The sequence below is a fragment of the Paenibacillus sp. FSL R5-0636 genome (assembly GCF_037974255.1).
Classification (GTDB): Bacteria; Bacillota; Bacilli; order Paenibacillales; family Paenibacillaceae; genus Paenibacillus_AQ; species Paenibacillus_AQ odorifer.
Genome location: NZ_CP150232.1, coordinates 6,741,762 through 6,761,077 on the forward strand (window position 1 = coordinate 6,741,762; position 19,316 = coordinate 6,761,077).

At 48.4% G+C, this 19,316-nt stretch carries 18 protein-coding genes; 6 read left to right on the forward strand and 12 right to left on the reverse strand.

What is annotated here, in order from left to right; genetic code table 11:
• Positions 1-190: 190 nt before the first annotated feature.
• From MKX34_RS30745 to MKX34_RS30760, 4 genes are all read left to right on the forward strand, one after another.
• Entirely contained in the window at positions 191-814 is a 624-nt protein-coding gene (locus tag MKX34_RS30745; RefSeq protein ID WP_036682044.1) for a GPR1/FUN34/YaaH family transporter, read from the forward strand.
• A 54-nt stretch (positions 815-868) separates the two neighbouring features.
• The gene (locus MKX34_RS30750; RefSeq protein WP_076297031.1) at positions 869-1,186 is read left to right on the forward strand and encodes a hypothetical protein; all 318 of its coding nucleotides are present in this window, start codon (positions 869-871) and stop codon (positions 1,184-1,186) included.
• A 120-nt stretch (positions 1,187-1,306) separates the two neighbouring features.
• On the forward strand, positions 1,307-1,783 hold the full coding sequence (locus MKX34_RS30755; RefSeq protein ID WP_036682046.1) for a DsrE/DsrF/DrsH-like family protein: 477 nt from the start codon (positions 1,307-1,309) through the stop codon (positions 1,781-1,783).
• A 125-nt stretch (positions 1,784-1,908) separates the two neighbouring features.
• Complete coding sequence (locus MKX34_RS30760) at positions 1,909-3,420, forward strand: aminotransferase class V-fold PLP-dependent enzyme (RefSeq protein ID WP_036682047.1); 1,512 nt, start codon at positions 1,909-1,911, stop codon at positions 3,418-3,420.
• A 12-nt stretch (positions 3,421-3,432) separates the two neighbouring features.
• Here MKX34_RS30760 and MKX34_RS30765 read toward each other — a convergent pair whose 3' ends face one another.
• Positions 3,433-4,344 (reverse strand): aldo/keto reductase, encoded by a 912-nt coding sequence (locus MKX34_RS30765; protein ID WP_036682049.1) that lies wholly within the window; start codon positions 4,342-4,344, stop codon positions 3,433-3,435.
• A 59-nt stretch (positions 4,345-4,403) separates the two neighbouring features.
• Entirely contained in the window at positions 4,404-5,021 is a 618-nt protein-coding gene (locus MKX34_RS30770; RefSeq protein ID WP_036682051.1) for a TVP38/TMEM64 family protein, read from the reverse strand.
• A gap of 342 nt (positions 5,022-5,363) precedes the next feature.
• Between MKX34_RS30770 and MKX34_RS30775 the strand changes: the two genes are divergently transcribed.
• Entirely contained in the window at positions 5,364-5,543 is a 180-nt protein-coding gene (locus tag MKX34_RS30775; protein WP_339204070.1) for a hypothetical protein, read from the forward strand.
• Positions 5,544-5,954: 411 nt separating this feature from the next.
• Here MKX34_RS30775 and MKX34_RS30780 read toward each other — a convergent pair whose 3' ends face one another.
• From MKX34_RS30780 to MKX34_RS30795, 4 genes are read right to left on the reverse strand one after another with little or no spacing between them, the layout of a single operon-like run.
• Positions 5,955-6,206, reverse strand: coding sequence for a hypothetical protein (locus MKX34_RS30780; RefSeq protein WP_051491218.1), 252 nt, complete (start codon positions 6,204-6,206; stop codon positions 5,955-5,957).
• Complete coding sequence (gene hydA, locus MKX34_RS30785) at positions 6,206-7,633, reverse strand: dihydropyrimidinase (RefSeq protein WP_076297030.1); 1,428 nt, start codon at positions 7,631-7,633, stop codon at positions 6,206-6,208. The genes MKX34_RS30780 and hydA overlap by 1 nt, the downstream gene beginning before the upstream one ends.
• Before the next feature lie 2 nt (positions 7,634-7,635).
• A complete protein-coding gene (preA, locus tag MKX34_RS30790; RefSeq protein WP_076297029.1) occupies positions 7,636-8,925 on the reverse strand; it encodes an NAD-dependent dihydropyrimidine dehydrogenase subunit PreA in 1,290 nt (429 codons plus the stop codon).
• Positions 8,926-8,969: 44 nt separating this feature from the next.
• The gene (locus MKX34_RS30795; RefSeq protein ID WP_076297028.1) at positions 8,970-10,361 is read right to left on the reverse strand and encodes an NAD(P)-dependent oxidoreductase; all 1,392 of its coding nucleotides are present in this window, start codon (positions 10,359-10,361) and stop codon (positions 8,970-8,972) included.
• A gap of 318 nt (positions 10,362-10,679) precedes the next feature.
• On the opposite strand from MKX34_RS30795, the gene MKX34_RS30800 reads away from it, so the two are divergent.
• Complete coding sequence (locus MKX34_RS30800; protein ID WP_076140684.1) at positions 10,680-12,368, forward strand: PucR family transcriptional regulator; 1,689 nt, start codon at positions 10,680-10,682, stop codon at positions 12,366-12,368.
• Here the strand turns inward: MKX34_RS30800 and MKX34_RS30805 are convergent.
• The 6 genes from MKX34_RS30805 to MKX34_RS30830 all read right to left on the reverse strand — a co-directional run bounded on the left by MKX34_RS30805 (position 12,343) and on the right by MKX34_RS30830 (position 19,053).
• Complete coding sequence (locus tag MKX34_RS30805; protein WP_076297027.1) at positions 12,343-13,701, reverse strand: aspartate aminotransferase family protein; 1,359 nt, start codon at positions 13,699-13,701, stop codon at positions 12,343-12,345. The genes MKX34_RS30800 and MKX34_RS30805 overlap by 26 nt on opposite strands.
• Positions 13,702-13,732: 31 nt before the next feature.
• A complete protein-coding gene (locus MKX34_RS30810; protein WP_076297026.1) occupies positions 13,733-15,196 on the reverse strand; it encodes a CoA-acylating methylmalonate-semialdehyde dehydrogenase in 1,464 nt (487 codons plus the stop codon).
• Positions 15,197-15,301: 105 nt separating this feature from the next.
• Complete coding sequence (locus MKX34_RS30815; RefSeq protein WP_076297025.1) at positions 15,302-16,402, reverse strand: ABC transporter substrate-binding protein; 1,101 nt, start codon at positions 16,400-16,402, stop codon at positions 15,302-15,304.
• Positions 16,403-16,538: 136 nt separating this feature from the next.
• Complete coding sequence (locus tag MKX34_RS30820) at positions 16,539-17,456, reverse strand: ABC transporter permease (protein WP_081383982.1); 918 nt, start codon at positions 17,454-17,456, stop codon at positions 16,539-16,541.
• On the reverse strand, positions 17,456-18,268 hold the full coding sequence (locus MKX34_RS30825) for an ABC transporter permease (protein WP_051491222.1): 813 nt from the start codon (positions 18,266-18,268) through the stop codon (positions 17,456-17,458). The genes MKX34_RS30820 and MKX34_RS30825 overlap by 1 nt, the downstream gene beginning before the upstream one ends.
• Positions 18,269-18,270: 2 nt before the next feature.
• Positions 18,271-19,053 (reverse strand): ABC transporter ATP-binding protein, encoded by a 783-nt coding sequence (locus MKX34_RS30830; protein ID WP_076297024.1) that lies wholly within the window; start codon positions 19,051-19,053, stop codon positions 18,271-18,273.
• Positions 19,054-19,316: the final 263 nt, after the last annotated feature.

Sequence of the window (19,316 nt, forward strand, 5' to 3'; positions counted from 1 at the left end):
ATAATGGAAGATAAAAATGTAAACAATTCCTTATTTCACGCAGGACCCCTATTTTACGACAAAAAATGAGTGTTGTTTTATAGGCAAGCACATACCGATATGATATGATAGGCAAGCCTATGAACAGCGCCCCTTACGGGCTGTTTTTAAGAGCGTAAAACTATATATAATAATGGAGGCTTTTACTGTCATGTCAGCGCAATCCCCTAACACCCAATCTGTCAAAATCGTCACTGCCGACCCTAGCGCCATCGGGCTATTCGGACTGGCTATTGTCACATTGGTCGCTTCTTCACAGAAGCTTGAATTTACAACAGGACTTAGCTATGTTATTCCTTGGGCTATCTTCCTGGGAGCATTCGCGCAGCTATTCGCCGCCATTCAGGATGCTAAGCACAACAATACCTTTGGTATGACCGCCTTTGGCGCCTACGCTTTCTTTTGGTTCGGCATGGCTAGCAGCTGGCTGATCAAGCTTGGCGTATTTGGTCCAACGCTTGCGGAGGCTGTAGATCCTAAGCAGCTCGGATTTGTATTTTTGGGTTACTTGATCTTCACACTCTTTATGACGATTGGTGCCGTTGAGGCAAATAGAGTTCTGCTTATCATTTTTGTATTGATAGATTTTCTTTTTATCGGACTAACCTTTGATTCCTTTGGGATCGCTCCAGAATTCTTCCATAAGCTTGCTGCTTGTGCTGAGCTTGGTATTGGTATTGTGTCCCTTTACGGATGTGGAGCATCCGTGCTAAACGCTCATTTCGGCCGTAGCTTCTTACCAATTGGAGCTCCGCTGGGCATCTTCAAAAAATAGAAATTGTTCTGATCTGAAACTAATACTTTTGCAAGCCGAAAGGATGCTGAGACTATGCATGTCCTGTCCTCTTCTGAATTAGCGGTAACTGCTATTTTCGCCCTTATTCTCGCAGTTATTGCCTATCTGATCATTCGGAATATCCCGAAGATGGTTGGCGATATTGCGGCTTTTCGCAAAAGAACACTGGTTTGGACCCAAGTTTCACTGGTACTAACGGTGCTTCAATTAAATTTCAAGGCAGGCGATTGGCGCTTTTCTATCGTCCTTGGACTCATCGTGTTATTTACCGGAGCTATTTGGCTGTCCGCCCGTTATTACGACATCAGTCGCAATGCAGATCCAGAATGTAAAGATCCTGAAGTACATTAGTAAATCTCAAGCTCCCGAAAGGGGGCTTTTTTTATAATTTCAGAAAGCTTCTTCGCATAGTTCTCCCCACCACAACCATACTAATGACATTCTAATAAAAGTAACGGGAGGATTATCAGGGTGAGCAAAAAAATCAATCTGCTAATGTTCAGTGGGGAATACGACAAAGCGATGGCTGGACTGATCCTAGCGAATGCCGCAAGAGATATCGATGTCGAGGTTACCATGTTCTTTTCATTCTGGGGTCTATTTTTGGTGCGTGATCCGGAGAAAATGACCCTTGAGGACAAGAGTATCTACGAGAAGCTGATGGATGTTATTACACCGAAGGGTCCTGGGCAGCTGCCGCTCTCTCATCTGAACTTCAGCGGGCTGGGACGAATGATGCTGGAGGAAATGATGGAGGAACAAGGCGCACCGAAGCTGATTCATTTTCTAAAAGGGGCTCGTAAAAAAAACATCAAATTCTATGCCTGCAAGCTTTCTGTGGAGATCATGGGCTTTAAGCCCGAGGAACTGCTGCCAGAGGTCGAAATCATCGATGCTGCGGCATATTTAAAAGATGCTTTAGAAAGTGATGTACAGTTATTTATTTAAAGTCTGACTAGGCTTTAACCCAATCCCCCATGCAGGCATATACTGTTGCCATAGAAACTACTGGCACGCCGAAAATACACCCCATTAACTTAGCACTGACGGCGTACGGGCTGGAGGGAATATCCGTGCTAAACATCATCCACGCCTCTTCTGCAGAGACGCCCGCTTCATTACAAGACCATTTTGATACTTTTCGTGGTCACACCATCGGCATTCGGCATCAGATCACCACCCCATATGGCAGACAACCGCTTCTGTATGCCGATTGGACCGCAAGCGGGCGCCTATATGAACCGATCGAACGCAAGTTGCAGGAAGCCTTCGGTCCCTACGTCAGCAATCCACATACAGATTCCAACACCACCGGACTAATCATGACGCAGGCTTATAATGAAGCTCGCCAAATCATTAAGAACCATGTAAATGCCGGCCCTCAGGATGTACTGCTCTTCTGCGGCAATGGAACAACAGGAGCCGTGAACAAGCTGCAACGTATCATGGGATTAAGGCTCCCGGAATGGCTACAGGAACATAATAACCGCGCGCTGGAAGATCGCCCCGTTATCTTCACCAGCCATATGGAGCATCATTCCAATATTCTTCCTTGGCAGGAGGGGCTTGGTGACGTCGTTACCATTCCCGCCGGAAAGGACGGAAATATTGACCCCCAGCAGCTTGAAGACCAGCTGCGATTATACCCCAATCGCCGTTTCAAGATTGGTTCATTTACAGCTTGTTCTAATGTGACTGGAATTCAGACGCCTTACGCAAAGCTAGCGGCTGCTATGCATCGTCATGGGGGCGTGTGTTTTGTGGATTTTGCCGCCAGTGCTCCCTACGTGCCTATCAATATGCACCCACCTTCCCCATTGGAGAAGCTTGATGCGATCTTTTTTTCTCCGCATAAATTTCTGGGTGGGCCGGGCACAAACGGCGTTCTAATCTTTGATGAAGCGCTGAACAATGGACGTATTCCTGACGAACCGGGTGGAGGTACAGTAGCCTGGGTCAACCCTTGGGGAGGACGCCGCTACACTAATGCGATTGAGATGCGGGAAGACGGGGGAACACCGGGGTTTTTACAGGCTTTTCGCACGGCACTTTGCGTGAAGCTGAAGGAGCAGATGAATGGAAACGGTCAATATATGGTGATGAGAGAGCACGAGCTGTGTCAGCAATTATTGGCAGGACTCAGCGACATACCGGAGTGCTCACTGCTGGCCGGAGATCATACAGAACGTCATGGAATCGTCTCTTTTACACTGCGCGATATTCATTACAACCTTGCTGTCCAGCTGTTGAATGACCGTTTCGGCATACAAGCTCGAGGCGGCTGCTCTTGTGCAGGTCCATACGGACATTACCTGCTCGGATTAGGGTGGACGCAATCCGCTCAGATTGCCGGAGCAATCATGAGCGGCGACCAATCCTTCAGACCAGGGTGGATTCGCATCTCTCTACATCCCATTATGACTAATCAGGAAGTAGAGAGAATTGTATCCGCTGTAAGGAGTATTGCGACCCATGTCCAGCAATGGAAGCAGGACTATCTTTACGATACTTCCACGAACAGCTGGAATCATATCTACGTGAAGCATTCACCCGAGATGAAGCTCCAAGAACTCTTCACCGTGTAACATTCTAACTTATCACACGTTGCCCTTCACCATGTCCAAATCGGCAGCACTGGCATTGGAGATGACTTGTTCTACATTTTTGCAGCCCGGAATTACACTGGTTACTGCGGAATGCTGGAGGCACCAAGCCAAAGCCCACTGCGCCATATCCAGACCTGATGGCACTTCATTGGCAGCAATTTCTGCTACTGCGCGCAGCTGCTTTTGTCTTACATCCTCTTTATGGTTCGCTCGCACATCACCCTGAGCAAAAATCGCATCTGGCTTATACTTGCCGCTCAAATAACCACTGGCTAACGGAACGCGAGCTAACACACCTAATTGATGCTCGATGCACAGCGGAAGAATCTCTTCTTCAGGTTGACGATCCAGCCGATTATATACTACTTGTATGGCCTCTGCCTGCACATCCGCTGCCGCAGAGGTCTGATGCACCCCCGAGCCCGATGCACTGATCGACACGCCTAAATGACGGATTTTACCGGCTTGCTTCTGTCTGTCGAGCATACTCCACAGCTTATCATTATCGAACTGCTCATCCGTTCCGGAATGGAATTGATAGAGGTCGACATACTCTGTTTGGAGTGCGCGTAGGGAGTCGTCCAGCTGCTTAAGCACATCCTCAGCACGCCATAGCTGTTCCCGCTGCAAATGCCCTTGAAAATGATGGCCAAATTTCGTAGCTACAACCCAGTCCTCGCGTTTGCGGCGCGCCAGATAATCCCCGATGAACTTCTCCGACAAGTGATCTCCGTAACATTCTGCCGTATCAATCAGGTTAATCCCCAGCTCCCCAGCCTTATCCAACATGGCATCGACTTCAGCCTGAGTGAAATCCTTGCCCCACTCTCCGCCAAACTGCCAAGTCCCTAGGCCAATCACCGAGACATTCATTCCTGTACTGCCAAGCTTACGATATTTCATCATCATTTCCTCCTTTATTCTATTTAGATTTAGGAATTCAAGTTAATTCTGATACTATACTAAGCTATCTTGTTCCCATCCTGTGCTGTTCTAGCAAAACGCGCTTCGATGGCTTTGACTCCCCATAACGACAGCCCGATAAACAACAGAACATAGATAATCTCCCACGGTTGGCGAATGAAACGTTCCAGATCGTTGCCAATGTATGAAACTGCGAATACCATAATCGCTTTGCCCACCGTGAGCGCAAGAAGATACGAACGGAACCTCATCCCGGCAAGCCCCGCTGCCATATTAATCACAACAAAAGGCCCTACCGGAAATATACTAAGCAGAAAAACATAGCTAAATCCGCTTTGCCGTACCCATGTCATGCTTTTGGCTACTTTGGGCCGCGCTGCCCATTTTCGTAAATAACGATGGGAGGCTACTTTGCGGATAATCCAAAAGGTAGTCACACAACCTGCAACCAGACCGATCCAAGAATACAAAAAACCTAACCATAAACCATATACGGCCCCATTTAGCCCTACGATCGCAATAGTTGGTAGTGGTGGTATAAATGATTTCATAAACGTTAACGCAATGCCCGGAAAGGGCCCAAACGAACGATATTGTTCCAGCAGATGCCGCAGATTATCCTCTGTCAGCCAAGACATAATATCAAGAAAATACATAACCAGCTGATCTCCTCATCCGATTGGAATTCTTAACACTTGGTCTCAATTATACACGAAGTTGCGTTCATTCCTACAGTGCATAAGGTTATGATCATTCATTCAGAAACGTTGGATCTATAAACTACCACCGAGCAGGACTTAGCGTTCGTTCTAGCCATTGAACAAAGTGAGCTTAATCGTGCCTATATCGGACAATGGAGTAAAGCGGAGCACTCTACGGCTATCCATGATTCAGATATCCTGCACCTTACAATTTGGGAGAGCTCCGGGAAAAGAGTCGGCTATATCATCGTAACAGGACTTCAAGATACTCATCTTACCGTTCGTATCGAAAGAATCGTGATCCATTCCAAGGGCTTTGGTTATAGCAAACTGTCGCTTCATCTCGTGAGCGACTGGATCTTCCAGCACACGAGACGCATCGGCTATGGTTGGATGTTAGAGATCACAACCACAGGGCTCGCCATGTCTACGAAAGCTGCGGCTTTACACTGGAAGGCACTCTACTTGATTGTATAAAGGTTGAGGGACATTTTGAATCTCTGCATATCATGTCCATATTACGGCATGGGTATATAGAGCGTGAGCAGCAACAGCAGAAGAAATAGATTAGGGAAATCCTCCCTGATTTTTGGTCTGTCAGGTGCCTATAACTGCAAATCAGGGAAAACTTCCCTAATATTCAGCGAATTTGCGCAAAATCGGCATATTTCACTGATTTTTAGGGATATTTTCCCTAAAACGTCTATTTTGGGACCCTAATCAGCTACTTTTTAGGGAGGATTTCCCCAAAAAGTATATTCCGAGACGATAATCGGCTATTTTCAGGTAGGTTATCTCCTCGCACCCTTTCATGGGCACAATAAAAAGCCGAGCGGCAAGTTCCCTATCCTACGTGGGCTCACTACTCAGCTTTCAATTCCATTCCCTTCAAACCTCTCCACTGTAACAACCCGCCTGCTCACCTTCCGCCCTCAACCCCGCAACCACAAGGGTTGTCACGTACTTACGGGCATCCGCTGTGAGCAGTAACAGCTCTACCGAGCTTTTAGCCGGCTCCCCTCTGACAAACTTTATTCGGGCACCGTCCAAATCCTCTTGGATGCCGGCAATCGTATACCCTTTAAAAAGCAGCCCATCAATCTCCTGCTGTTCTTTGGCATATTCCGCAAAAGCAGACATTAGACTACACCTCCGCTGATTTCTGCCTTAGAAGGAAGAGGAGCCTCCGCTGCAAAACGTTTGCGTTTCAAATATTTTCCCGAACCTGCTTTGCCGACAAATTTTTTGTCACGAATAACAAATTCACCTCGACTGAGAACAGAAACAGGCTCTCCCTTCACTTCAAAGCCCTCAAACGCATTATAATCTACGTTCATATGGTGCGTGTCCGCAGAAAGGGTTCTTTCTACAGAAGGATCAAAAATGACCAGATCAGCGTCACTACCTACTGCGACCGTGCCTTTTTGCGGATACAAGCCAAACAGCTTGGCGCTAGAGGTAGCAATAATGTCTACGAATTTGTTCAATGAGATCCGGCCTTTCTGCACACCTTCCGAATATAGAATCGTAAACCGGTCCTCGATGGTCGGCCCACCGTTCGGGATTTTGGAGAAATCGCCAAGCCCCAGATCCTTTTGTCCTTTGAAATCAAACGAGCACTGGTCAGAGCCAATCGTCTGCAAGCTGCCGCTCCATAGCGCATCCCACAGAACATCCTGATTCCACTGCTCACGCAGGGGCGGAGACCACACGTATTTGGCACCTTCGAAATTAGGCTTTTCCAGCGCCGTCTGATCCAGCACTAAATACTGTGGACAAGTCTCACCGTATACGCGCAGTCCCTTTTTACGCGCTTCAGCAATCTTCCAAGCGGCTTCCGCACAGGTCACGTGTACAACATACAGCTGAGAATCTGTCAGTTCGGTTAGATAAGCTGCGCGTCCCGTAGCTTCACCCTCCAGCTCCGGCGGGCGGGTCAGCGCATGAAAGATCGGATCAGTGTTGCCTGCGGCCAAGGCCTGCTCAACAAGATATTCAATGACATCTCCATTCTCCGCATGCACCATAACGAGCGCACCTTCTTTTTTCGCGGCTTGAAGGGTCTTAAAAAGTGTGCCGTCATCCGCCTGAAAAGTATTCTTATAAGCCATAAATACTTTGAGCGAGGTAATGCCTTCTTTCTCAATTATCTCCGGAAGCTCACCCAGTACTTTATCGTTTAATTCTGAGACCATCAGGTGGAAGCTGTAATCAATCACCGCTTTATCCTGCGACTTATGATGCCATGTATCTACGGCTTGCTGTAGCGGTTGTCCTTTGGTGGTTAAGCAAAAATCAATGACTGTGGTCGTTCCGCCATATGCAGCCGCAATGGTTCCCGTCTCAAAATCATCAGCTGTAACCGTGCCGCCAAAAGGCATATCCAGATGCGTATGAGGATCAATGCCTCCAGGAAAAACATAACACCCCGAGGCATCTATAATTTCCGCACCAGGGACATCCAAATGAAGGCCAATCTCCGTAATAACCCCGTTTTCAATCATCACATCGCCTGTATAAGTATCTGCTGCGGTAACGATGATGCCATTTTTAATAATCTTTTTCATCCTTACACCACCTCCACTTCCGAATAGGTGCCATTCAAACTCCCGATCACTTTCTGCCGCTGGTTCCAGGTCAGTGGGGCTGCCCCGGTATCGACTGGAACCATATCGATCGCGCCGTCTGCTGGACAGACAATAGAACAAAGATTACAACCTACACAATCTTCCTCGCGGACCTGTAGAATAGCTTTCCCATCTGCATTAGTTAACATATCAATACATTGATGTGAAGCATCTTCGCAGGCAATATGGCATTTATTACAGTTGATACAGTTGTTCTCATTAATACGGGCAACGACCTTATAGTTGAGATCCAGATCACCCCAGTTGGAGTAACGGGATACCGATTTACCGATTAACTCTGTTACGGAAGCCAAACCTTTGTCATCCAAATAGTTGTTCAGGCCATCGATCATTTCCTCCACAATCCGGAAGCCATGATGCATGACCGCTGTACATACTTGAATGCCCGTAGCACCCATCAGCATGAATTCAACAACATCCTGCCAGGTCGAAATCCCTCCAATACCGGAGATAGGAATGCCGACTCCCCGGTCACGGGCACACTCGGCCACCATACTAAGCGCAATTGGTTTCACAGCCGGCCCGCAGTAACCGCCATGCGCACCCTGACCTCCAACATTCGGAATTGTGTTCCAGCTATGAATATCTACACCAGCAAGACTGTTGATCGTGTTGATCATACTAATCGCGTCCGCTCCACCCTTAACCGCATGGCGGGCAACGACGGTGATATCCGTAATATTAGGCGTCAGCTTCACAATCACCGGAGTCGTCGCAACTTCTTTTACCCAGGTGGTCTGTGCCTGCACCAGATCAGGCTGCTGCCCCGAAGCAGCGCCCATTCCACGCTCAGCCATCCCGTGCGGACAGCCAAAGTTAAGCTCCAGACCGTCTACACCCACATCCTCTACCCGCTTAACAATCTCATGCCATTTATGCTGCGTTGGTTCTACCATCAGGGAGGCTATAATCGCATGATTCGGGAATTTTTTTTTCGTTTCATAGATTTCCTTCAGATTAACTTCAAGCGGACGGTCGGTGATCAGTTCAATATTGTTAAAGCCCGCAACCCGTTGCCCATTGAAATTTACTGCCGCAAAACGCGATGAGGTATTAATGATCGGATCGCCGAGCGTCTTCCACACCGCCCCGCCCCAACCTGCTTCAAAGGCCCGCTGCACTTGATAACCTGTATTCGTAGGCGGCGCGGAGGCCAGCCAGAACGGATTCGGTGATTTGATTCCTGCGAGATTAATACTTAAATCTGCCATTGATGTTCCCTCCTGTCATGTAAAATCCAATATGATTTCTACGCTCAGCCCGCAGATCTAACAACGACCTCCTGCTGGCCTGAGAATTGTTTAACAATCGCATGGGCTGCATCTTTTCCCTGCTGTGCCGCTGATACAACCATGGCCTCGCCTTTACCTGAACCAAATATGATGTCCCCAGCGGCATAAATCTGCGGATCGGAGGTTTGGCAGGTGACCTCATTCACCCTCACAACCCCACGGTCATGCATAAGACCTAAGGAATCTATTAGATCTAGACGACGCTTTTGACCAATAGCTATTACAACTGCATCTACAGGAATCAAGAACTCAGAACCCTCGATCGGCATAGGTATTGGACGCCCATCTTTGCCCAGCTCCTCCGTCAGCTTCATCTGCACACATTCCAGTGCAGTTACATTCCCAAGCCCATCACCCACGATACGTTTCGGTAAGGTAAGCCAGTTGAACTCCACACCTTCCTGCTTCGCAAATTCATATTCAAAGTCATAAGCCGTCATCTCTTCGCGGGTCCGGCGGTAGACCATTTTCACATTGGTGGCTCCCAGCCGCACTGAGCAAGTCGCTGCATCAATAGCCGTATTCCCTGCACCAATGACAGCGACCCGCTGACCCATCAGCTCTAGTAGAGGAATGCCCGTCTTAGTGAATTCTACGAGCGCAATAGCATCATAAACTCCAGCCATTTTTTCACCCTCAATCCCTATTGGAGGCACATAACCCATACCCGCTGCCAAAACGATGGCATCATAATTCGACTTCAGCTCATCTACAGAAACATCTACTCCGACTTTCACAGCTGTACGTATTTCCACACCCAGCTTCTCTACCTGCTCTACTTCCCAAAGAGATACAGACTGCGGGAGCCGAAACGATACAATCCCATGTGTATCCAGCCCACCCGCTAACGCCTTCGCTTCGTAGATCACAACAGCAAAACCTTCACGGGCGAGTTCCCTAGCCGCTGACAATCCCGCAGGACCACCGCCGATAACGGCTACCTTTTTCCCATTAGGAATGCCAGCCTTAAATAATTGAACTCCGCTGTTCATCGCCCAATCTGTCGCATAACGCTGCAGCAGTCCGATTTGGATCGGCGCCGAGGCATCATTTAACACACAGGCGCCTTCACACAGCTCATCTGTAGGACAAACACGAGCACAGCTGGCACCCACAGGATTGGAATCCATAATCGTCTGTGCCGAGCCTTTCAGATTGTCAGTGGCGATCCGTTTGATAAAGGAGGGAATATTAATGCTGGTCGGACATGCTTTTATACATGGGGCATCGTAGCAATATAGACAGCGATTGGACTCATCCATGGCACCTTTATGGGTCAGAGGCGGCTCAGCCTCGGCGAAATTACGCATGAACATATCAGGTGTAAATGCTGTTAACGGAGAAGAATGCTCCATCACTAGTCCCTCCTTATGGGTAATTTTTCATATTTGTGTTATATAATATAACATTATTTCAAGTTTTGTCTGAATATTTTGCTTACATCTTTTAATTATTGTAGTAATATAAGCTTTAACAGAAATTATCTCTCAACGTTCTCCCTGATTAGGTTATATATACTGACATCCGTTAATCAAACTATAGTCATTTCGAATTTTCGTTGCATTAGACACTTTGTCTAATTTCAAAACTGTATTTTTTACGTGTGAGAATAGGCTGAGAATAACAGGGCATTAACCGAAGGCCGGAGCGCAGAAGATCGAGGGGGAGTAACTATGGACTGGGAGCTTGTATTAACCATTCGTGACGCTTTAAAAAGACCACTATTCACAGAAGCCGAGGTGATCGGCGGGAAAAGCGGCCTAAGCCGTGCCATTCGCTGGGTGCATGTGCTGGAAAGTGCCAACTTCGAGACTCTGATTCATGGCGAAGAAATGATTTTGACTACGGGGATTGGTGCAAGTGTCGATCTCCCTTCCTCCTTGGAGTTTATGCAGAACCTGATCGACAAAAATGCAGCTTGCCTATGTATTGAGTTAGGTACGTATTTCAGCACCATCCCGCAAGAGATGATCGAATTAGCCGATAGGCATGACTTTCCGCTAATCATCTTCACCCGCACGGTTCGTTTCGTAGATATCACGTTGGATCTTCATTCGATTATCATCAACCGGCATCACCGGATGCTCCAAGAACTTGAAAAAATCTCACGTGAATTCCACCGTCTGACCTTAACTTCACAAGGAACGCTGAAAGTGCTGCAATTATTGTGCAAAAGCACCCGCACACAAATTGTCTATATGCAGCTGCAAGGCAAACCCTTATTTTTCCCGGCCCTTTCGCCGGAAGAGCAGGCTCCATTGCTGAATTTTTTCACCGCCTTCGGCGACGAGCTGGAAGGAATTCAACCTGACGCTGCCCCCTATATCCGGGAATATGGACAGAAGACCATCGCGCTCAAGCCTGTAGGTGCGCTGGATCAGACCTGGGCTTACATTCTGATGGTATGCAATCACAAACCACAGGAATTCGACTGTCTGCTGCTGGATTCCGCCTCTTTGTCCATTGCTCAGGAGCTGCTGCGAACCCGGTATATGGAGGAGCGCAAGCTTTTTTCAGAAAATCTATGGGTCGACGAGCTGATCAATGGCCGCATCGAAGATGATAACCGCTTAAAGGGCCTGATAGGCTCTAATTTCAATGTGGTCAACGAGCTCCCTTACCGTGTATGCCTTATAGAGATCAAGAACCCCAGAGATGTAAAATGGAACAGCTCGGAGAACGAATGGGAGTCCATCACCTTCCACCTTTCGCTCATCCTGCGTTCCATCTTTGAGAAATATTCTTTACGTCCGCTGATCACCCTTAAGAACAATCGCCTCACCGTCATCGCCCTCGACATCCAATCAAAAATGCCTGGCAAAATGCGACTTCAACAAGCACTTGAGGCCCTGCAGAACATCCGCTCCGATGAGAAACTCAAGGATTTGCAGCTCGTCATTGGAGTCAGTAAATCACATAAGCGCCTAAAACGAGCCTATTCCGGTTATCAGGAAGCCCTACAGGCATTGTCGTTATACTCCTGTTACCAGAAGTCACTGCTCTTCTATGAAGAGCTGGGTGTATTCCAGTTGCTGTTGAGCTTAAATGACGGAAAAACGTTGCAGAACTTCATTCGCAGTTATCTCGGCCCGCTAATCGACCACGACCAAACCAAAGGCAGCGAGCTGCTGCTTACCCTTCGCGTTTATCTGGATCATGATGGTTCCAAACAAATTGCCGCTCGAAACTTATTCATTGTCAGACAGTCACTTTATTATCGCCTGGACAAAATAACAGAGCTACTGGGTGAAGACTTCATGCAGCCAGAGAATCGCATCTCCATTCAAGTCGCCCTGCGCGCTTACCAATTTCTATATCCAGACAAAATCACTTTACCTAGCCCCCGTTCAGCACAGATTTAAAGGTATCGATAATAAATTCTATATCTTCATCCGTGGAGGATAACGGCGGGGCGAAGGTAAGCACATTGTTGAACCCAGCTACGGTATCGCCATTTTTGCCGATGATAAGCCCCTTGGACTTACATTCGGCAATAATTCCTTTCACAATATTCAGATCAACCGGCTTCTTACTGACCTTGTCTTCAACCAGCTCAATCCCTGTCACCAAACCAAAGCTGCGGACATCACCTACAAGCTTGTGATCAAGCAGCTCGGTAAATTCTGTATTTATTCTTTTACCTAAAAGATCCGCACGTTCCACCAGCTTCTCCTGCTCGATAATCTCCAGATTACGCAGCGCCAGCGCACAGGAGGCAGGGTTGCCACCAAAAGTATTCACATGGCGAAAATGGCCATAGTCATCGCTATTGTCCTTAAATACCTCATAGATATCCTTACGAACAGCAGTCGCGGATAAAGGAAGATAAGCGCTAGTCAGTCCCTTAGCCATCGTTACGATGTCAGGCTTCACATTAAAGTTGTGATGACCAAACTTACGTCCAGAACGTCCGAATCCACAAATCACCTCATCCATAATGAGCAACACACCGTGCTTACGGCAGATTTCCTGCACCCGATCCAAATAAACCTGATGCGGTACAATGACGCCACCACCCGTAATTATAGGCTCCATAATCACCGCAGCTACCGTCTCCACGCCTTCCCAGATGATCATATCCTCTATGGACTGTGCACACTGGAGGTTGAATTCTTCCACAGTCATCCCGGCCGGGCGGCGATAGCTGTCCGGGGGAGCTACATGCAGAAACCCACCCGCCAGCGGTTCATATTTATATTTGCGCTGGGCCTGGCCTGTTGCAGATAATGCACCAAGCGAACTGCCGTGATATCCACGATAACGGGCAATGAATTTATGGCGATAATGCTGGCCGATTTGCTGCTGGTACTGGCGTGCCATTTTGAAAGCAGCCTCATTGGCTTCCGATCCACTATTGGAAAAGAAGATCACGTAGTCGTCTCCGAGCCATTCATTCAGCTTCTCCGCCAGCGCAATCGCCGGGAGATGACTTTGTGTCAGAGGAAAATAAGGCAGGGTCAGCAACTGATTGTAAGCAGCTTCCGCCAGCTCCTTGCGCCCGTATCCCACATTTACACACCATAAGCCAGACATCCCATCCAAAAATCGATTGCCCTGTATATCCGTAATCCACGACCCACTCGCCGAGGCGGCAATCATAGGCGGATTCTTTTCACTATAAGGCGTAATGTTGTGCCATAAATATTCCTGATCCTTCTTCACCGCAAGCTCGCTATCGTTCCCCAGACTCTGCATAACATTTTCTCCTCTCAGCAGCTCATTTTCTCTAATAACGGGCAGTGATCATCTTTTTACGCGTATAGAACTCCACCCCATCACGCCCATTGGCATGCAGGTCTCCATAGAACGATTTCTTATAACCCGAGAAGGGGAAAAATGCCATGGGCGCAGGCACTCCCAGATTCACACCCAACATCCCTGCATCAATTTCTTCCCGAAATTCACGAACCGCCTTTGCGCTGTCTGTATAAATACAAGCCCCATTCGCGAATGGGGACTGATTCGTTACCCCAATCGCTTCACTCAGACTTTTCACACGAATCACTGACAATACCGGTGCAAAAATCTCATCCTTCCAGATGGTCATTCCCGGCTGTACATGATCAAATATCGTCGGCCCGATAAAATAACCCGCTCCACCCGTAGCAGCATCCTTCCGCCCGTCTCTCACAAGCTTGGCTGCCTCAGCTTCACCAGTCTCAATGTAATAAAGCGTCCGCTCCTTATTCGACTGGCGAATTACCGGACCCAAAAACACCCCGTCATCGGCGCCATTACCAATCTTAAGCTCATCCGCAGCCGCAGCCAGACGACTCACTAGCTCGTCAGCGATATCCTCATGAACCACTACGACCGAGCAAGCCATACACCGCTCACCTGCCGAGCCAAAGGAGGCCGCAATGATATTTTTGACCGCATTGTCCAGCTCCGCATCAGGCAGCACAATCGAGTGATTCTTAGCGCCTGCCAATGCCTGAACCCGCTTCCCTTGCGCCGTCCCTGCCTTATATACATATTCCGCAACCGGCTGCGAACCCACGAACGAAATCGCCTTCACTTCATCATGCTCCAGCAGCCCATTCACAACCTCGTGTGCCCCATGTACCACATTCAGCACGCCAGGCGGGAAACCCGCTTCGGCAAATAGCTCGGCTAACCGATTAACCAGTAACGGCGTACGCTCGGAAGGCTTTAGCACAAAGGTATTTCCACAAGCAATGGCAAGCGGAAACATCCAGCAAGGAACCATCATCGGAAAGTTAAACGGGGCAATTCCCCCGATAACACCCAATGGATAGCGGTACATCCCGGATTCAATTCCGGTAGCAATGTCCGGGAGCTGGCTGCCCATCATCAACGTGGGGATGCCTGCGGCAAATTCCACACACTCAATTCCACGCTGCACCTCACCTTGCGCCTCTTCCAGACTTTTGCCATTCTCCAGCGTGATCAGCTCGGCCAGCTCATGCCAATGCTTCACCAGCAGCTGTTGATATTGGAAAAAGTAGCGGGCACGACGCGGCACAGCGACCCTTTTCCACACTTGAAATGCCACTGCAGCCGCATCTACCGCCGCACCCAGCTCTTCCCTACTGGAAATAGGCACATAGGCAATCACTTCACCCGTCGCCGGATTATAAACCTCTTCATCTCGCCCGGACGACGATTCTACCCAAGCTCCATTCACATAATTCTTAACTCTTTCAGCCTGCGTTACTAGGAGAGACATAGCTCGCACCTCTTTCTCTGTTTCAGATGCACTGATGGACTGCTGATTATAATAGATGACCGCCAGATCAGGCGGCCATCCACTGTAACATTTGAGCTCAACTGGTTATTTTGCCGCCATTTCTACGATTTCGTTCGTATAAGCCTCATCTACCTTAACCGGTTCTTTAATGACACCAAATTTAAGCGAAATATCAGCAGTTTGCTGGAACGCCGCCGCATCGGTATATCCCATCTTGGCACTGTCAAAGCCTTCAGGCAGAATCAGCTTGGCAACCTCAGTCATCATTGTCAGCTGATGTTCCTTCGTTGTACTGCCGTCTTCCGCTTGTTTCATCACACTGTCCACTGCGGCTGCAGGATCAGCAATTGCATCTTTCCAGCCTTTCAGGGAGGCACGTACAAACTTTGCCGCAGTCTCTTTGTTCTCCGCAAGCCATTCCTTATTGGCGAACAAGTTATCCTCAAGCATCGCAACGCCTTCCGTATTCATGTCGATGACATTCAGATCCTCAGCCTTAATGCCTGACTCCAACACTACTTGGTACTCGTTATAGGTCATCGCTGAGGCCGCATCGATCTGATCGCCCAAGAACTGATCCATCGTGAACCCTTGCTTCGTAAAGCTCAGATCCTTATTCGGATCGAACTTATATTTATCGAATAACGCTAATAGTTCAAACTCGTTGCCGCCCATCCAGTTGCCTACTTTTTTACCCTTAAGATCAGCGGCTGAGTTGATGCCCGCCGATTTTTTGGAAACCAGGACCAATCCGCTCTTTTGATAGATTTGCGCGATCTGCACCAGCGGCATTCCCTCTTCAAGACTCGGCAGCAAGCTGGCTACCCAACCCACACCGATATCTGCAGAGCCGCCTGCCACTTGCTGTTCCGGAACGATATCAGGCCCACCCGGCAGAATTTCTACATCCAAGCCTTCTTCCTTGTAATATCCTTTATCCTGCGCCACAAAATACCCAGCGAATTGTGCCTGCGGCACCCATTTCAGCTGTAGCTTCACTGTAACCGGATCAGCAGCCGGTTCAGTAGCAGCACTTGCGTCAGGAGCTGCTGATGCTTCAGGGGCAGTCGTAGCTTCAGCTGCCGAGTTATTATTGTTGCCACCGCAACCCGCCATTAAAGAAACACTCAACATCATCACGATTGCCAACAAACCACTACGAAATTTGCGTTTTTTCCCGTTCATCAACCGAACTCCCCCTATCGTAATTTAAGTTTGTAACAAGCACAGTATGGACAAGCATCGTGGTGCGTTTATGCATACAGCCGCGGGCGGTTTCTCTTTTCCATTCCCACTATGGCCGGATGTAATGAGGGTGAGATTAAGTACGCTGCGAAGGATGCCACTTAATGAATACTTTCTCCAGCCGCTCAACCACTAAATAGAAGAGCACGCCTGCAATTGCAGCCAGCACAATACAGGACCAGCCCAGTGGCATTTTGGCAACTTTAATGGAATTGGAGAGCAGATATCCAAGCCCCTTTGAGGAGAAAAAGAATTCCCCAACAATGGCGCCAATCATACTGGCAGTAGCATTAATCTTCAGTGCTGTAAATACATAGGGCAGACTGCTCTGAATCCGCAGATAACGGAACACTGCCGGTTTACCTGCCGCATAAGAATGCATCAGATCCAGCGCCAATGGATCAATCGCCGCCATGCCCTTATAGGCGTTGATCGCCATCGCTGCCATTGTAGTTGCTGTTACTATGGCAATTCGTGAGCCTATCCCATCTCCAAACCACAGATTCATGATGGGCGCGAGGGCGACGATGGGCACAGCATTTAGGGCGGCAACCAGCGTCAAGCTTCCACTCCCCCAGCGCGGCCAAGCCGTAGCGACTAAAGCGATCAGGAAGCCGATAGCAGAACCAACCAACATTCCCAGCACAGCTTCAGCAAGAGTGTACCCGGTATAGGACAACAACAAGCTGAAATTATCTCCCATGGTTTCGGCGATAGCTGTAGGCAGCGGGAGTTGATATTTTTTCAGATCAAAGATCTTATGAAAAAATTGAAATTCCCATAGTGCAAGAAATAACAGACCTGCCAGTACAGGCAGCAGCACCCCTGCGCTAAATATCCTCTTCAGCATTCGTGAGCCGCCTCGACTCGCCGTACCTTCCGCAGGTTTCGGAACGGCTACAGCATTCTTTTGTGTAGCCGTTAGCGCCGGCTGAGCCATTTCTTTACCACTAGAACCTATAAACGAGTTCTCCCGAACGGAATTAGTTTCCATTAGCGGCTGCCTCCTTTCGGACGATATTCAGGCTGCCAAGGCGTTACCAGACGTTCTATTAGACTGATTAACCAGTAGCTTACGATCCCCAGCAAGGCACCCACAATCACCGTAGACCAGAACATATAGGTGTGAGAGCTTCCATAATAGAGATTGCGCAGCATAATTACACCAATGCCATGCTGGGCACCCATAAGCTCCACCAGAATAGCTCCAGTCACAGCAAGCGGGGCAGCTATCTTAAGTCCACCGAACAAACCCGGCAAAGCCGCTGGGAATCTGAGTTTCCAATAGACCGCCCAAGGTTTGGCCGCGTAAGAATGCATCAATTCAAGCGCTGATGGATCTACACTCCGCAAGCCGCGCAGCATGTTCAGAGCCACCGGGAAAAAGGTGATATATCCCGAAATAATAATCCGCGAGGTCTGCTCATCGCGCACAATCCCGTAGATGATGGGTGCCAACCCCAGAATCGGAATCATCTGCGAGGCAATGGCATAAGGAAAAGTTAATTGCTCTATTGTCTTCGACAAGCTCATCAGCACCGCCAATGAGGCACCAGCTACCGCTCCAATCAGGAAGCCAACGCCAGCATTACCGAAGGTCGCGGCCCCCTCCTTCAAGAGCGTGCCTCCATACTGCCACAAGGTAGCTAACACCTCATGAACATATGGCAGCTTGGACTGTGCTAACGGTGTCTCCACCACATGGAGCAGCATCCAGGAAGTCCCTTCCCAGACTAGCAGCAGACCAAAAATCCAGACGAACAACGGCAGCAGACGACCTCGTACAAAGATACTGCCCCCTTTCATCACTACACCCCTTCGAAGCTGTCGCGAATACGTGCGATCAGTTCGAAAAACTCTGGGCTATTTCTCATTTCCTCCGTTCGCGGACGTGGCAGAGGAATTTCAACCACAGCGGACAAGCGACCTGGATGCGGGGAAAGAACAAACACCCGGTCAGAGAGGAATATAGATTCAGGAATACTATGAGTTACAAAAACAATTGTGTTCTGCACTTTACTCCAGACAGACAATAACTCTTCATTCAATCGCTCACGCGTAAATTCATCCAGCGCAGAGAACGGCTCATCCATGAGCAGAATTTCCGGCTCCATCGATAGCGCTCTGGCAATCGCTACACGCTGCTGCATCCCGCCACTGAGCTGCCACGGATATTTATCCGCAAAGCTCTGCAGCCCCACCAGATCAAGAAGCTCCATCGCCTTTTCCTCACGGATCGACTTCTTCACCCCCATCAGCTCCAGTGGCAAAGTGATGTTATGCTTCACTTTCCGCCAGTCGTATAACACTGGACTTTGAAAAACAATGCCATATTTTTGCGCCAGCCTGGCTTCTCTGGCACTTTTCCCCGCTACCACAATGTTCCCGCCTGTTGGCGCTATGAGATCAGCCATCAGTCTAAGCAGCGTCGTTTTGCCACATCCGGAAGGTCCGAGTAAGGAGACGAACTCCCCTTTTGCAATATCAAGACTCACCTGATGCAGGGCAAGCACTTCCGCAGCTTCTGTCCGATAACGCATTTCAACATTCTCCAGCTGAATCTCAGGAATATTTGTCGCTAGTGATGACATCCTCAGCCCCCCTTTTCAAAATAAGTCATGTTTATAATGTTATATAAACTGACGTAATATAGATAAGATCAAGAAAACTTCTATCGCATGTAGTATTAACTAACATGTTACACGCTGCTCACTGGACTCTCACTAGACAATTAGTAAAATAGCTCCTGTTAAATTGCGTCATTTTGTCTAGGAGACATTTTTTTGACTACAAACCCGAAGTATTTTTTTTATATCCGTAGATATGTGGTAATATTTATCCATATCTTTCCTCG

Bases quoted from the DNA above. Each gene is read 5' to 3' on its own strand.
- MKX34_RS30805 (WP_076297027.1), bottom strand. From the start codon at position 13,701: ATGCAGAGTCTGGGGAACGATAGCGAGCTTGCGGTGAAGAAGGATCAG.
- MKX34_RS30830 (WP_076297024.1), bottom strand. From the start codon at position 19,053: ATGTCATCACTAGCGACAAATATTCCTGAGATTCAGCTGGAGAATGTT.
- MKX34_RS30825 (WP_051491222.1), bottom strand. From the start codon at position 18,268: ATGAAAGGGGGCAGTATCTTTGTACGAGGTCGTCTGCTGCCGTTGTTC.
- MKX34_RS30745 (WP_036682044.1), top strand. From the start codon at position 191: ATGTCAGCGCAATCCCCTAACACCCAATCTGTCAAAATCGTCACTGCC.
- MKX34_RS30810 (WP_076297026.1), bottom strand. From the start codon at position 15,196: ATGTCTCTCCTAGTAACGCAGGCTGAAAGAGTTAAGAATTATGTGAAT.
- MKX34_RS30800 (WP_076140684.1), top strand. From the start codon at position 10,680: ATGGACTGGGAGCTTGTATTAACCATTCGTGACGCTTTAAAAAGACCA.
- MKX34_RS30820 (WP_081383982.1), bottom strand. From the start codon at position 17,456: ATGGAAACTAATTCCGTTCGGGAGAACTCGTTTATAGGTTCTAGTGGT.
- preA (WP_076297029.1), bottom strand. From the start codon at position 8,925: ATGGCAGATTTAAGTATTAATCTCGCAGGAATCAAATCACCGAATCCG.
- MKX34_RS30780 (WP_051491218.1), bottom strand. From the start codon at position 6,206: ATGTCTGCTTTTGCGGAATATGCCAAAGAACAGCAGGAGATTGATGGG.
- MKX34_RS30795 (WP_076297028.1), bottom strand. From the start codon at position 10,361: ATGGAGCATTCTTCTCCGTTAACAGCATTTACACCTGATATGTTCATG.
- hydA (WP_076297030.1), bottom strand. From the start codon at position 7,633: ATGAAAAAGATTATTAAAAATGGCATCATCGTTACCGCAGCAGATACT.
- MKX34_RS30815 (WP_076297025.1), bottom strand. From the start codon at position 16,402: ATGAACGGGAAAAAACGCAAATTTCGTAGTGGTTTGTTGGCAATCGTG.
- MKX34_RS30765 (WP_036682049.1), bottom strand. From the start codon at position 4,344: ATGAAATATCGTAAGCTTGGCAGTACAGGAATGAATGTCTCGGTGATT.
- MKX34_RS30770 (WP_036682051.1), bottom strand. From the start codon at position 5,021: ATGTATTTTCTTGATATTATGTCTTGGCTGACAGAGGATAATCTGCGG.
- MKX34_RS30750 (WP_076297031.1), top strand. From the start codon at position 869: ATGCATGTCCTGTCCTCTTCTGAATTAGCGGTAACTGCTATTTTCGCC.